Consider the following 13738-nt stretch of genomic DNA (forward strand, 5'->3'; position numbering starts at 1 on the left):
TGCCAGTCCCCCTATTCGTTCAAGACTCAATCTTTACCTAGACGACGACGTTTTTCTTGCTTTTCACGTTCGTTCTTGTTCAAGACTTGTTTACGGAGACGAACCGATTGTGGTGTGATTTCACAGTACTCATCTTCGTTCAAGAATGTCAACGACTCTTCAAGTGAGAAGACACGTGGACGTTTAAGAACGTTCGTTGAATCTTTTGCAGATGCACGCATGTTCGTTAATTGTTTTGCTTTAACGACGTTGACAGCGAGATCGACATCACGGTTACATTCGCCGATGATCATACCTTCGTATACTTCGATACCAGGCTCGATGAAGATCGTTCCGCGGTCTTCAAGAGCTGAGATCGCGTAAGCAGTTGCTTTACCTGTTTCGATTGAGACCATAACTCCACTGCGACGTCCACCGATATCCGCTTGGATGAACGGACGGTATTCTTCGAATGTGTGGTTCATGATTCCGTATCCGCGTGTAGCAGAAAGGAATTCGTTACGGTAACCGATCAAACCACGTGAAGGAACGATGAATTCCATTTTCGTTTGACCGTTGTCCATTGTTTGCATGTTCGTCAATTCACCTTTACGGAGACCGATCGATTCCATGACAGAACCTGTGTACTCTTCTGGTGTATCGATGACGACGCGTTCGAATGGCTCGACTTTGACGCCTTCTTCTTCTTTGATGATAACTTGCGGTTTTGATACTTGGATTTCGTATCCTTCACGGCGCATGTTTTCGATCAAGATCCCGAGGTGAAGTTCCCCACGACCAGAAACGATCCAGCGGTCCGGTGAGTCCGTGTTTTCGATGCGAAGTGAAACGTCTGTTTCGAGTTCTTTTTCAAGACGCTCTTCGATTTTACGTGAAGTAACGAGATCCCCTTCACGACCAGCGAATGGCGAGTTGTTGACGATGAATGTCATTTGAAGCGTTGGCTCATCGATACGTAATAATGGGAGTGGATCAACGTGTGAAGTCGGGCAAACCGTCTCACCGACGTTGATATCTTCCATACCAGCGATCGCGATCAAATCTCCAGCTTTTGCTGTTTCGATTTCGACACGTTTTAGACCGAAGTAACCGAACAACTTCGTAACACGGAAGTTCTTCGTTGAGCCGTCAAGTTTCGAAAGCGAAACGCTATCGCCAACTTTGATTTCTCCACGGAAGACACGACCGACACCGATCCGTCCGAGGTAGTTATCATAGTCAAGCATCGTCACTTGGAACTGAAGCGGCTCCATTGTGTTATCGACAGGTGCTGGTGTGTGCTCAAGAATCAAATCAAGAACGTTCGTGATTGTATCTTCTTGTTTTTCTAATTCAGGTTCAAATGAACTTGAGCCGTTGACTGCCGATGCATAAACGACTGGGAATTCGAGTTGATCTTCGTCAGCTCCGAGGTCGATCAAGAGATCAACGACTTCGTCGACGACTTCAAGAGGACGGACCATCGGTTTGTCGATTTTGTTGACGACGACGATTGGTTGAAGTCCTTGCTCGAGTGCTTTTTTCAAAACGAAACGTGTTTGTGGCATACAGCCTTCACGTGCATCGACGACGAGGATGACGCCATCAACCATACGCATGATCCGCTCAACTTCTCCACCGAAATCGGCGTGTCCTGGCGTATCAACGATGTTGATGCGTGTGTTCTTGTAGTCAATTGCAGTGTTTTTCGCAAGAATCGTGATTCCACGTTCCCGCTCGATGTCATTTGAGTCCATTGCGCGTTCTTCGACTTGTTCGTTCGTACGGAACGTACCAGACTGTTTTAAAAGCTCATCGACTAATGTTGTTTTACCATGGTCAACGTGGGCGATGATCGCAACGTTGCGTAAATCATTTCGTACTAATGTTGTCATAGGTGTGTACCTCTTTCTATTCATTTAAATAAATCTTATCATACTTTCGGTCAACTTTAAGAGTATAGCACAGGTAGAGTCCTAATTGGCAATGACTAAGATTCGACATCACTCCGAAAGCCTTTTCATTATCCTTCATTCACGCTACACTGTTAACGTACTCACGGGTAGAGGGGGAAAAAACATGCGCCTGCTATTTTTATTACTCGCCATGCTTGCCGTAGGATCCATGGCAGCCATCGGCATCTTCATCGCGGAACAAAACGTTCCGATGACGATTGCCTCTGTCATCTTGATGATTGTTGCGATGGGTGCTGGGTTCGTCTTAAAGGCACGTTTACGAAAACAAGCATGACCGAAAAGGTTCCTTTCGTTTAAAACGAAAGAAACCTTTTTTCAATCTTCTTGTGTTTGTACGAATGTCAAAACATCTTCAACGAACGTCTGGCTCCCTGCTAGCACACTCGTTTGTTCGAGAAATGACATTGATTCACCTGTGATCGTTCCGACACGCCCACCGACCTCTTCAATCAACAACTGACCGGCTGCGTAATCCCAAGGCATATTACGCATCGTGATATACCCATCAACGCGTCCTGCAGCTGTCCATGCAAGTTCAAGTGATGCTGCACCGATCGCTCGTACTCCGACGGCGTGTCGCACGAGTGGTGCAAGACGATCCGTATTGATCCGACGATTTGGTGTCACCCAGGTCGCATTCATACAGATGATTGCTTCTTTAACACTCCGCTCCTCGATTTGTGGTAATCGTATGCCGTTTTGATAAGCACCATGCCCTTTGATGACATGGAACAACTCATCAGCCATGACGTCGTAAACGAAACCATAACGTAACTCACCATCTATCATGATCGCGATCGAGATGGCAAACATTCGTTTTTGACGAATGAAGTTCATCGTTCCATCAATCGGATCAACGAACCAAATCGTGCCTTCGAGTGTATCAGGTCGAGCGATTCGTCCCTCTTCCCCATAAATATGATGATTCGGATAGCGATCTAAAATACCTTGAATCAATAAATCCTCGACGGCTTGATCAATCTCCGTCACTAAATCGCTTTTTCCGGTTTTTTGTTCGACGTGATACGAACCATCAATTTTTTCGCGAATGTACTTTCCCGCTCGTTTGATCAAATCTATCGCATCCAACTCAATCTGCATTTGAGTTCACTCCTTCATCGTTGTTTCCAGCTTCTTCTATAGTAACAAAAAAAGAAAACCAGCGAACAGTTCGCTGGTTGAAGAGTTGATATTTTATTATAAGGTAGAGATCGGAACGTTGAAATCAAGCTTCAAGACGTACCATCTCTTGACGATATTTTTCGAGGCGCTCTTTACTTGCGCCAACAGCTTCTGCGTCACTTGCCACCATCGCATCGTGTAATGTAGCAAGCTCATAATCGATTTCGAGACGCAATACAGGAATGCGTTTTTCTGCATCTTTTCTCTTGTATGCTTCTATCACTTGTTTCACAGTAACCACACTCCTTCGCGGGATAAACAGAGGTTTAATTTGTCAGACAATTGCGACTTATTAGTGGATTGAATCTATAATAGTACGATTCAACTTAGATGTAAAGCATCTAATTTTAAAAAATACAGTTTCACATATTTGTAAGGTCAACGTCTTGTATGTAGTATATAGCCGCTTCCTTTCCACTTTAAACAAATGTTGATCATTTCCCGCACATTTCCAGTCGGATCAAAAGATAAGACTCCCACGCGTTCGCACAGGAGTCTTATCTTCATGGTCTAATTATTTCTTCATGCGAACGATTGATTCTTCTTGACGTTTCGCCTGCTGCATCGTCCGATAACTCGAGCAACCTGTCTCTTCCGCATAAAACTGATCCCATTGCTTCTCCTCGGATTTCGAGGTGACGATCTGTTTGAATTCACGATATGCTTCGAGCAACCGCTGTCGTTCAACGCCTGATTCATACGCTTGTTCGACTAAATTAAAGAAGTCGATGACTTTCACGATTTCCTCAGTCGACCAATCGGAATTGAGCGGATAATTCAATGCCATCATTCCCACTTCCTTTCTGCACTTTTCTATTTTACACGGAAAAGAAGCATAAAACAGTTGCAACCGTCCGAAAACTTGTTATAGTTAGCTTGTTTGATTGTATTTTTATTCGGTTTTAAGGGGGGAAATCTGGTGCAAACAAAAAGCTTAACACAGCTCGATACACCTTTATTCGATGCGCTACTCGCGCATGCGAAACGTCAACCAATTCAATTTCATATTCCCGGTCATAAAAATGGTCAAGGAATGGATCCAGCCTTTCGATCGTTCATCGGTCAGAATGCGCTCGATATCGATTTAATCAATATCGCTCCCCTTGATGATCTTCATCATCCAAAGGCAATCATTAAGGAAGCTCATCAATTGGCCGCTCAAGCCTTCCACGCCGACGAAACGTTCTTTTCCGTACAAGGAACTTCAACGGCAATCATGGCAATGATCATGAGTGTCGTCGGACCTGATGATAAAATTCTCGTTCCTCGGAACGTGCATAAATCGGTGATGTCAGCTATCGTTCTTTCTGGTGCGCATCCGATTTTCATTCACCCTGAATTTGATGAGACATTCGGAATCGCGCACGGTATCACACCAAGCGCGGTAGAACGTGCCCTTGCACTTCATCCCGATACAAAAGCAGTTCTCGTCATCAACCCGACCTATTTCGGCGTTGCTGGCGACTTAGAGAGTATCGTCAAGCTTTCCCATAGTAAAGGTATTCCGGTACTCGTCGACGAAGCACACGGCGTTCATATCGCATTCCACGAAGATATGCCATTGTCTGCGATGCAAGCAGGAGCTGATCTTGCCGCAACCAGCGTGCATAAGCTCGGTGGGTCACTCACTGGAAGCTCTGTCCTGAACGTTCGTCGCGGTCTTGTTTCTCCAGATAAAGTTCAAGCGGTGCTCTCGATGTTGACGACGACATCGACATCCTACCTATTGCTCGCATCTCTTGACTGTGCACGACGTCACCTTGCGATCAATGGTGAAGCGATGAATCGTCGGGCACTTGAACTTGCGACACGGATGCGTTTTGGATTAGCGAAGCTTCCTTATCTCGCTGTTTTCGGTGAATCCGATCTTCATTCGAGTGCGACGTTTGCCTTTGATCCAACGAAAGTGCTCGTTTCCGTTAAAGGACTTGGTATTTCCGGTCACCTTGTTGAAGAGTTTTTACGTGAAGAACATCGGATTGAAGTTGAACTTTCAGATTTGAACAACATCCTCGTCATCATTACGTCTGGTGACTCGGAAGAGACGATTGATGCCTTTCTACATGCGATGTCATTACTTGTTGCACGTTATCAAAATAATGGCGCTGAAACGACTGATCATTCGATTGTTCTTCCAGACATCCCAGCACTCGCTCTCAGTCCTCGTGATGCATTCTATGAAGAGACAGAGACGATTCCGTTGATTGATGCGGTCGGGCGGATTTCAGCTGAATTCATGATGGTATATCCACCTGGTATCCCAATCTTCATTCCAGGCGAAATGATTACGGCAGACAATCTTGCCTATATTAAAGAAAACATCGAAGCTGGTCTTCCGGTTCAAGGCCTTGAGGACCATTCACTCGAGACAATCAAAGTCATTCAACAATCGAATGCGATTCGGTAAAAACAAGACAAAGCAGTAATCCTTATTCAATGGGGATTACTGCTTTTTTAGTCATTTCATTCTGCGTACTCATCGTTTGGTGAACAAGGAATGAATGCTGCGAGTGCTTCACCAATTACTTCGACATCCTCTTGTTCAATCGCAAATGTACGAACTAAGACATCTCCATTCAACACATCCTGTTGATCGAGTAACGCTGACTGACCACCGGTTAAACTGACGACGAGTACTTTCCCGAAGAATTGTCCTGTACAGACGACAGCAAAATCATAGCGGGCGAGTGCAGTCGTCCAGCCGACAAAACGAACCTTATCCATCTCTGATACGTAATACAGCTCCTCCAAGGTAGTCACGGATTCCATGTGCGTCCACCCTCTCCAATTTTTACTTTTCCTTTTCCTTTTTTGAATCAAGCCCAAACAAAAAAACACCTCATTCACGGTCGGCTCCCCGCGAATGAGGTGTTTCAATATTATTTAATGATGTGGATTGGGCTGCCGATTGCAACTTCAGCAGTTTCCATTGCGATTTCACCAAGTGATGGGTGCGCGTGGATTGTGAGTGCGATATCTTCAGCTGTCATACCAGACTCGATTGCGAGTCCCATTTCAGCGATCATATCAGAAGCACCTGTACCAGCGATTTGCGCGCCGATCAAGAGACCATCTGATTTACGAGTGATCATTTTCAAGAAGCCGTCTGGCTCGTTGAGTGCAAGTGCACGACCATTCGCAGCGTAAGGGAATTTAGACGCGATGTAGTCGAGTCCTTCTTCTTTTGCTTGTGCTTCCGTGTAACCGACTGTAGCGAGTTCTGGGTCTGTGAAGACGACCGCTGGAATTGCACTGTAGTCGAGGTATGCAGGGTGTCCTGCAGCTGCTTCAGCAGCGATTTTAGCTTCGAATGAAGCTTTGTGTGCAAGTGGTGGTCCTGGAACGATATCACCGATTGCGTAGATGTTTTCGTTTGAAGTACGGCACTGATCGTCGATTTCGACAAGACCACGGTCGCTGACTTTAACTTCTGCCATTTCGAGACCAAGATCACCAGTGTTCGGACGGCGACCAACAGTAACGAGGACGTAGTCCGCTTCAACTGTTTGTGCTTCACCGTTGACTTCGAATGTTACTTTAACGCCATCTTCCGACTCTTCCACACTTTGAGCAAGTGCTTCGTTGTGGATTGTGATGTTACCTTTTTGTTTGAGCTTTTTCTTAACGACTTGCGTCATAGCAGGCTCGAAACCAGAAAGGATGTCTTTTGTTCCTTCAAGAATGACGACTTCTGTATCGAAGTTCGCATACGCTGTACCAAGCTCCATCCCGATGTATCCGCCACCGATGACGATGAGTTTTTTCGGGATTTCAGGAAGGTTCAATGCGCCTGTTGAAGAAAGAACGCGTTTTGACCATTTGAAAGCTGGAAGTTCGATTGGAGTCGAACCTGTCGCGATGATACATTTCTTGAATTTGTAAGGAGTCGAAGAATCTTCGTTGATGATACGAACTGTATCTTCTGATTGGAAGTAAGCTTCCCCAACGACAGTCTCAACTTTGTTCCCTTTAAGAAGACCACTAACGCCGCCAGTCAATTTGTTGACGACAGATTGTTTCCAAGATTGAACTTTCGAGAAATCGACAGTTGCATTCTCAGAAGTGATCCCCATATCGCTTGAACCTTTAGCATGCTGGAAGTTGTGTCCTGCAGTGATCAAGGCTTTTGACGGGATACATCCGACGTTTAAGCAGACACCGCCAACGTTTTCACGTTCAACGATTGTTACTTTCATACCGAGTTGCGCGCCGCGGATTGCAGCAACGTAACCACCAGGGCCAGCCCCGATTACGAGTAAATCTGTTTCTTGTGCGAATTCACCTACTACCATTGCTTATCCCTCCATGATGAGAAGTTGTGGGTCGTTCAATAGGCGTTTAACTAAGTTAAGCGCGTTTTGTGCAGTTGCACCATCGATGAGACGGTGGTCGAAGCTGAATGAAAGTGCAAGAACTGGTGCAGCAACGATTTCGCCGTTTTTAACGACTGCTTTTTCAGCGATACGGCCGATACCGAGGATTGCAACTTCTGGGTGGTTGATGACTGGCGTGAACCACTGACCGCCAGCAGAACCGATGTTAGTGATCGTGATTGATCCACCTTTCATCTCGTCGCCAGAAAGTTTTCCTTCGCGTGCTTTACCAGCAAGGTCGTTGATGTCGTCAGCGAGTGAGAAGATCGATTTACGATCTGCATCTTTAACGACTGGTACGACAAGACCGTTGTCTGTATCTGCAGCGATACCGATGTTGAAGTAGTTTTTGTAGACGATTTCTTCGTTTACATCGTCGATTGATGCGTTGATTGCTGGGTATTTCTTAGCAGCAGCAGTCAATGCTTTTACGACGAACGGAAGGTAAGTCAATTTCGTACCTTGAGCAGCCGCAACTTCTTTGAAGTTTTTACGGAGTGCTACGAGGTTCGTAACATCAACTTCGTCCATGAGTGTTACGTGTGGAGCTGTATGTTTCGAGTTAACCATTGCTTTCGAAATCGCTTTACGGATTCCTTTGATTTTCTCGCGTGTTTCAAGTTCAGGTTGAGCAGCAACGTAAGGCTTAACTTCTGTTTTTGGTGCAGAAGCAGCTGCAGCTGGTGCTTTTTCTTCTGTTGCTGGTGCTTCAGAAGTTTGTCCACCGTTTGCAAATGCATCGATGTCTTCTTTAACAACACGACCGTTGTCGCCAGAACCTTGGACTTCACGGATGTCGACACCTTTTTCACGTGCATATTTACGGACAGATGGCATCGCGATGACGCGTTCTGATTTATGGATTTGAACCTCGTTTGGTTTGTCTTCCACTTTTTGATCCGTATCTTGAACGTCTTTCGCGTTGTCTTCAGCTTTTGGTTGCTCTGCTTCTTCAGAAGGAGCAGAACCTTCGCCTTCGACTTCGAATGTGATGAGGACGTCGCCAACGACAGCTACGACACCTTCGTCAACTTTTACTTCTTTAACAGTACCATCAACTGGTGATGGGATTTCAACGACTGCTTTATCGTTTTGTACTTCAAGAAGAACGTCGTCTTCCTTGACAGTGTCGCCCGCTTTTACGAACCACTTTACGATTTCACCTTCATGAATACCCTCACCGATATCCGGCAATTTGAATTCAAATAAACCCATTTGAATATGCCTCCTTTTAGTTCACTCTTCTAGTCGATTGTTATCTGTAAAAACGGAAGCAAGGAGAGAATGGAACCCTCTCCTTATTTTCCGAAATGCTCTTAGAAATTGTAGACAGTTTTGACTTTCTCAACGATATCTTTGTGGTCTGGGATCCAGACGTCTTCACCTTGTGCGAATGGGAAGATTGTATCTGGTGCAGCAACACGAAGGATCGGTGCTTCAAGGTCAAGGATTGCACGTTCTTGGATTTCAGTAGCAACCATTGCAGCGATACCCGCTTGTTTTTGTGCTTCTTGAACGACGACGACACGGTTTGTTTTCTTGACAGAAGCAAGAATTGTATCGATATCGATCGGGCTGATCGTCATCAAGTCGATGATTTCGACGCTGATGTTTTCTTTTTCGAGCTCTTCAGCTGCTTTAAGTGAAGCGTGTACCATCGCACCGTAAGTGACGATTGTTACATCTGTACCTTCACGTTTTACATCAGCTTTTCCGAGTTCGATCGTGTAATCGCCCTCTGGCACTTCACCGCGGAATGAACGGTAGAGTTTCATGTGCTCGAGGAATACGACTGGGTCATTGTCGCGGATTGACGCGATCAAGAGACCTTTTGCATCGTATGGTGTTGAAGGAATGACAACTTTAAGTCCTGGTGACTGAGCCATGAGTCCTTCGAGGTTATCTGCGTGAAGTTCCGGTGTTTTAACACCGCCACCGAATGGTGAACGGATTGTTACAGGTGCACTGTATGTGCCGCCTGAACGGTAACGGAGACGCGCAAGTTGTGCTGCGACTGAATCGAATACTTCGAATACGAATCCGAAGAATTGGATTTCCATGATTGGACGGAATCCTGTCAGACTGAATCCGACAGCAAGACCACCAATACCTGATTCCGCAAGTGGTGTATCGAAGACGCGGTCTTCGCCGAGCTCATCTTGAAGACCTTCTGTCGCACGGAATACCCCACCGTTTTTACCGACGTCTTCACCGAACAAGAGAACTTGTTCGTCGCGTTTCATCTCGACGCGCATTGCGTCAGTGATCGCTTGGATCATCGTCATTTGTGCCATGGGTTATTTCGACTCCTTTGCTGTATACTCATCAAGCTGCTCTTGCAGGTTTTGTGGAAGCTTTTCAGCCATCACGTTGATGAAATCTGTAACTTTTTGTTTTGGTTCTTTGTCAGCTTGTGCAAGTGCTTCCTTAACGTCAGCTTTTGCTTGCTCGATGACTTCGTTCTCTTTATCTTCGTTCCAAAGACCTTTTGCTTCCATGAAAGCACGGAAACGGACGAGTGGATCTTGTGCTTGGTACTCATCATCCATGTCTTTTGTACGGTAACGTGTTGGATCATCACCAGCGAGTGTGTGTGGTCCGTAACGGTAAGTCAATGTTTCGATCAATGTCGGAACACCGTTAAGTGCTTCAACACGAGCTTGTTTCGTAGCTGCGTATACAGCAAGAACGTCCATACCGTCGACTTGGATACCATTGATACCAGCAGCGACAGCTTTTTGAGCGATTGTTTTCGCCATAGATTGTTTTTCGACAGGTGTCGAGATTGCGAAACGGTTGTTTTGAACGACGAAGATTGCAGGTGCTTTGAAAGCTCCAGCGAAGTTCATACCTTCATAGAAGTCACCTTGTGAAGAACCACCATCACCTGTGTAAGTGATTGCGACTTGTTCTTTACCGCTTTTCTTAAGACCGAGAGCAACACCAGCCGCTTGAACGATCTGCGCACCGATGATGATTTGTGGCATTAAGACGTTAACACCTTCAGGGATCTTACCACCTGTGATGTGACCGCGTGAGAACAAGAATGCTTTGTAAAGTGGGAAGCCATGGAAGACCATTTGTGGAATATCACGGTATCCAGGAAGAATCCAGTCATCTTTATCCAAAGCGAATTGCGTACCGATCATTGACGCTTCTTGTCCAGCTACTGGAGCGTAGAAACCAAGACGTCCTTGACGGTTAAGTGAGATTGCACGTTGGTCCCAGATACGTGTGTATACGAGACGGCGCATTAATTCCGTAAGCTCTTCATCCGAGAGGTCTGGCATAGCGTCTTTATTGACGACTTCACCTTTCTCGTCAAGAATGCGGAACGTTTCAAAGTTTTCTTCCACGTTTTTAAACATGTTTACGTTCATCTTTTCACCTCATCCTTTCACTGCGTTCAGCGAAATATTCCTCTGACTGATTTGCCCACATGACAATAGTGTCCAAAAAACGAAGTCCCGTGTGACTATCCTTTGAACATGTGTCTGTGTACCTATTCAGTTGAGTAAACTGTATTATCATGAATCGACACGTTATAGTGTCTTGTTCATTACGTTACAAGTATAAATCTGTAACACCTTAAAATCAAAGGAAATGTTTTATTTTTTTCGCGTTTCACATTGTGAATTCAATCACAAAACTAGAATATTCCATCTTCTGTATCATTCGATATTTTCCTACTGTGTTAGTTGTCATCATTCCCCACTTTCCTATGCTATACTTTTTGTAGACGAAAGGAGTGTTGTTCATGATCACCATGAATGAAATCGTACGCGAAGACGTTCCTGCTCTTCACGAACGGTCAGTAGAAGTGACCTTCCCTCTCAGCGATGAGGATAAGGAAACGATGCGACTCATGCGCGAGTTCCTCGCCAACAGTCAAGATGATGAAATTGCGAAGAAATACGACTTACGAAGCGGTATTGGACTTGCAGCACCACAAATCGGTGTCAACAAGCGCATGTTCGCGATCCGCTTACCGGATGGTGATGATTTGCTGGAATTTGGTATCTATAATCCAAAAATCATCAGTCATTCCGTCGAGCAGACGTATTTAACGGGCGGCGAAGGATGTTTGTCCGTCGATCGTGAAGTAGAGGGACATGTACCGCGCTATATGCGTATTACCCTAACTGGCATCGATCATAACGGAAATCCTATAAAATTACGTTTAAAAGGGATGAAAGCAATCGTCTGCCAACATGAATACGACCATCTAGATGGCGTCATGTTCTATGATCGGATTGATAAAAAAGAACCGTTCAAGGAATACGGTCCTGCCACGTAATACAAAAATCCTCGTTTCCGTTTTTGGAGACGAGGATTTTTTTGAATCAGACTTCCATGATGATCGGCATGACCATCGGATGACGTTGTGTTTTTTCTGTTAAATACGGTGTGAGCGTATCATTGATGACTTGTTTGATGTCCGTCCATTTCGTATTACGGTTCGCGAGTGATTGATCAAGTGAACGCTTGAGTAGACGTTCAGCATCTTTAATCAAATTACCCGATTCGCGCATGTAGACGAAACCACGCGAGATGATGTCCGGTCCAGAGACGAGACGATTCGTCTTCGAGTCAAGCGTCACGACGACGACGACGAGTCCCTCTTCTGAGAGAATACGGCGATCGCGTAAAACGATGTTTCCGATGTCTCCGATTCCTTTACCGTCGACATAAACCGCATTCGCTTGAATCTTTCCAGTGATAGCGGCTGCATTCGCATCTAATGCCAGTACTTCACCGTTATCCATGACGAAGCAGTTCTCTTCCGGTACACCAGCATCCATCGCAAGCGACATATGCTTCTTCAGCATCCGGTATTCCCCGTGAATCGGCATGAAGTATTTCGGATTCAGTAGACGTAACATGAGCAACTGCTCTTGTTGACTACCGTGACCTGATGTATGGATATCATTCAGTTTACCGTACATGACATCTGCGCCAGCTTTATACAGCTGATTGATCGTCTTTCCGACAGAAACGACGTTTCCTGGGATTGGTGACGACGAGAAGATGACGAGATCATCCGGAATGATCGAGATTTGACGATGTGTTCCGTTTGCGATACGGCTAAGTGCAGCCATCGGTTCTCCTTGTGAACCGGTACAAAGGATCGTCAACTCATTTGATTTATAACGTTTCATCTCGTTCGGCTCGATGATCGTACCCTTCGGCGCTTTGATGAAATCAAGTTCTTGACCAATCATCATGACCTTGTCCATGCTACGTCCGAAGACGACGATTTTCCGTCCTGCTTCTACAGAAGCATTGACGACTTGTTGCAGACGATAGATGTTCGACGCAAACGTCGCGAAGATGATCCGTCCTTCCGCTTTACGGAAGATGTCTGAGATCGTTTCCCCAACGACACGTTCACTCATCGTAAACCCTTCCACTTCTGCGTTCGTTGAGTCCGATAGAAGACACAATACGCCTTCTTTACCGAGTTCAGCCATTTTCGCTAAATCAGCCGGCTCTCCGACTGGCGTGAAATCGAACTTGAAGTCCCCTGTATGCACGATGTTCCCTTGTGGTGTTTTGACGACGACACCGAACGAATTCGGAATCGAGTGTGTCGTACGGAAGAACGAGATGCTTGTCTTCCGGAACTTGATGACCGAATCTTCATCGATCTCATGCAGTTCCGCGTTGCGAAGCAAACCATGCTCTTCTAACTTCACCTTGATGAGACCCATCGCAATCTTCCCAGCGTAAATCGGTAAGTTCACTTGTTTAAGCAAGAAAGGCAGACCACCAATGTGATCTTCATGACCGTGTGTGATGAAGACGCCTTTGACCTTATCCTTGTTCTTGATCAAGTACGTGTAATCTGGAATGACATAGTCGATTCCAAGTAATTCATCTTCTGGGAACATGACACCCGCGTCAATGACGATGATCTCATCTTGGAATTGAACGACATACGTGTTCTTCCCGATTTCCCCGAGTCCACCGAGTGCGAAAACGGCGGCCTGATGGTTTTTGACGAACTTCATTCGAACGTCGCAACCTTGAAATCAGGATGTTGTTGTTCGTATGTCAAAAATTCTCCGCTGACTTCGCGGATGAACTCGATGTTGATATCTTTGAGGTGGTCAATCGTTGATCGCACGTCACGAATGCTTTCCCCTTCTACATACATTGTTTCTGTCCGTTCACGAACAGGTGCTTCCGAACGAAGCGGTTGGTAAAATACTTTAAAAATCATGCCTA

General features: G+C 45.5%; 14 protein-coding genes. 3 read left to right on the top strand and 11 right to left on the bottom strand.

Annotated elements, in window-relative coordinates:
• Positions 1-26: 26 nt before the first annotated feature.
• A complete protein-coding gene (gene typA / locus ACZGCQ_RS07730) occupies positions 27-1874 on the bottom strand; it encodes a translational GTPase TypA (protein ID WP_023468842.1) in 1848 nt (615 codons plus the stop codon).
• Positions 1875-2058: 184 nt separating this feature from the next.
• On the opposite strand from typA, the gene ACZGCQ_RS07735 reads away from it, so the two are divergent.
• Positions 2059-2229: a DUF5325 family protein gene (locus ACZGCQ_RS07735; RefSeq protein ID WP_023468843.1), complete on the top strand. Its 171-nt coding sequence runs from the start codon at positions 2059-2061 to the stop codon at positions 2227-2229.
• Positions 2230-2270: 41 nt separating this feature from the next.
• Here the strand turns inward: ACZGCQ_RS07735 and ACZGCQ_RS07740 are convergent, their stop codons facing one another.
• The 3 genes from ACZGCQ_RS07740 to ACZGCQ_RS07750 form a co-directional block, all read right to left on the bottom strand.
• Positions 2271-3056 (bottom strand): inositol monophosphatase family protein, encoded by a 786-nt coding sequence (locus ACZGCQ_RS07740; RefSeq protein ID WP_023468844.1) that lies wholly within the window; start codon positions 3054-3056, stop codon positions 2271-2273.
• Between the two features lie 124 nt (positions 3057-3180).
• Complete coding sequence (locus ACZGCQ_RS07745) at positions 3181-3369, bottom strand: hypothetical protein (protein ID WP_023468845.1); 189 nt, start codon at positions 3367-3369, stop codon at positions 3181-3183.
• A 282-nt stretch (positions 3370-3651) separates the two neighbouring features.
• Positions 3652-3924, bottom strand: coding sequence for a UPF0223 family protein (locus tag ACZGCQ_RS07750; protein ID WP_029342174.1), 273 nt, complete (start codon positions 3922-3924; stop codon positions 3652-3654).
• A gap of 132 nt (positions 3925-4056) precedes the next feature.
• On the opposite strand from ACZGCQ_RS07750, the gene ACZGCQ_RS07755 reads away from it, so the two are divergent.
• Positions 4057-5544 carry an aminotransferase class I/II-fold pyridoxal phosphate-dependent enzyme gene (locus tag ACZGCQ_RS07755; RefSeq protein WP_023468847.1) on the top strand — a complete coding sequence of 496 codons (1488 nt, stop codon included), beginning with the start codon at positions 4057-4059 and terminating at the stop codon, positions 5542-5544.
• A 56-nt stretch (positions 5545-5600) separates the two neighbouring features.
• Here ACZGCQ_RS07755 and ACZGCQ_RS07760 read toward each other — a convergent pair whose 3' ends face one another.
• From ACZGCQ_RS07760 to pdhA, 5 genes are all read right to left on the bottom strand, one after another.
• The gene (locus tag ACZGCQ_RS07760; RefSeq protein ID WP_481265977.1) at positions 5601-5906 is read right to left on the bottom strand and encodes an SAV0927 family protein; all 306 of its coding nucleotides are present in this window, start codon (positions 5904-5906) and stop codon (positions 5601-5603) included.
• Positions 5907-6016: 110 nt separating this feature from the next.
• Positions 6017-7429, bottom strand: coding sequence for a dihydrolipoyl dehydrogenase (gene lpdA, locus ACZGCQ_RS07765; protein WP_029342176.1), 1413 nt, complete (start codon positions 7427-7429; stop codon positions 6017-6019).
• 3 nt (positions 7430-7432) lie between these two features.
• The gene (locus ACZGCQ_RS07770) at positions 7433-8725 is read right to left on the bottom strand and encodes a dihydrolipoamide acetyltransferase family protein (protein ID WP_029342177.1); all 1293 of its coding nucleotides are present in this window, start codon (positions 8723-8725) and stop codon (positions 7433-7435) included.
• A gap of 101 nt (positions 8726-8826) precedes the next feature.
• Positions 8827-9804: an alpha-ketoacid dehydrogenase subunit beta gene (locus ACZGCQ_RS07775; protein ID WP_023468851.1), complete on the bottom strand. Its 978-nt coding sequence runs from the start codon at positions 9802-9804 to the stop codon at positions 8827-8829.
• Positions 9805-9807: 3 nt separating this feature from the next.
• The gene (gene pdhA / locus ACZGCQ_RS07780) at positions 9808-10890 is read right to left on the bottom strand and encodes a pyruvate dehydrogenase (acetyl-transferring) E1 component subunit alpha (protein WP_023468852.1); all 1083 of its coding nucleotides are present in this window, start codon (positions 10888-10890) and stop codon (positions 9808-9810) included.
• A gap of 377 nt (positions 10891-11267) precedes the next feature.
• Between pdhA and def the strand changes: the two genes are divergently transcribed.
• Positions 11268-11807 (top strand): peptide deformylase, encoded by a 540-nt coding sequence (gene def, locus ACZGCQ_RS07785; protein WP_029342180.1) that lies wholly within the window; start codon positions 11268-11270, stop codon positions 11805-11807.
• Between the two features lie 46 nt (positions 11808-11853).
• Here the strand turns inward: def and rnjA are convergent, their stop codons facing one another.
• Together rnjA and ACZGCQ_RS07795 are read right to left on the bottom strand one after the other, a co-directional pair.
• A complete protein-coding gene (gene rnjA, locus ACZGCQ_RS07790) occupies positions 11854-13521 on the bottom strand; it encodes a ribonuclease J1 (protein ID WP_035396693.1) in 1668 nt (555 codons plus the stop codon).
• Positions 13518-13733 (bottom strand): DNA-dependent RNA polymerase subunit epsilon, encoded by a 216-nt coding sequence (locus tag ACZGCQ_RS07795; protein WP_023468855.1) that lies wholly within the window; start codon positions 13731-13733, stop codon positions 13518-13520. Before ACZGCQ_RS07795 ends, rnjA begins: the two co-directional genes overlap by 4 nt.
• Between the last annotated feature and the right edge of the window lie 5 nt (positions 13734-13738).

This window comes from Exiguobacterium sp. HSB13 (genome assembly GCF_056764755.1).

What these genes read in the sequence shown, in the direction of transcription:
- ACZGCQ_RS07770 (WP_029342177.1), bottom strand. Translation starts at nt 8,725, where the DNA reads ATGGGTTTATTTGAATTCAAATTGCCGGATATCGGTGAGGGTATTCAT.
- ACZGCQ_RS07760 (WP_481265977.1), bottom strand. Translation starts at nt 5,906, where the DNA reads ATGGAATCCGTGACTACCTTGGAGGAGCTGTATTACGTATCAGAGATG.
- ACZGCQ_RS07735 (WP_023468843.1), top strand. Translation starts at nt 2,059, where the DNA reads ATGCGCCTGCTATTTTTATTACTCGCCATGCTTGCCGTAGGATCCATG.
- rnjA (WP_035396693.1), bottom strand. Translation starts at nt 13,521, where the DNA reads ATGAAGTTCGTCAAAAACCATCAGGCCGCCGTTTTCGCACTCGGTGGA.
- typA (WP_023468842.1), bottom strand. Translation starts at nt 1,874, where the DNA reads ATGACAACATTAGTACGAAATGATTTACGCAACGTTGCGATCATCGCC.
- pdhA (WP_023468852.1), bottom strand. Translation starts at nt 10,890, where the DNA reads ATGAACGTAAACATGTTTAAAAACGTGGAAGAAAACTTTGAAACGTTC.
- def (WP_029342180.1), top strand. Translation starts at nt 11,268, where the DNA reads ATGATCACCATGAATGAAATCGTACGCGAAGACGTTCCTGCTCTTCAC.
- ACZGCQ_RS07740 (WP_023468844.1), bottom strand. Translation starts at nt 3,056, where the DNA reads ATGCAGATTGAGTTGGATGCGATAGATTTGATCAAACGAGCGGGAAAG.
- ACZGCQ_RS07775 (WP_023468851.1), bottom strand. Translation starts at nt 9,804, where the DNA reads ATGGCACAAATGACGATGATCCAAGCGATCACTGACGCAATGCGCGTC.
- ACZGCQ_RS07795 (WP_023468855.1), bottom strand. Translation starts at nt 13,733, where the DNA reads ATGATTTTTAAAGTATTTTACCAACCGCTTCGTTCGGAAGCACCTGTT.
- ACZGCQ_RS07750 (WP_029342174.1), bottom strand. Translation starts at nt 3,924, where the DNA reads ATGGCATTGAATTATCCGCTCAATTCCGATTGGTCGACTGAGGAAATC.
- lpdA (WP_029342176.1), bottom strand. Translation starts at nt 7,429, where the DNA reads ATGGTAGTAGGTGAATTCGCACAAGAAACAGATTTACTCGTAATCGGG.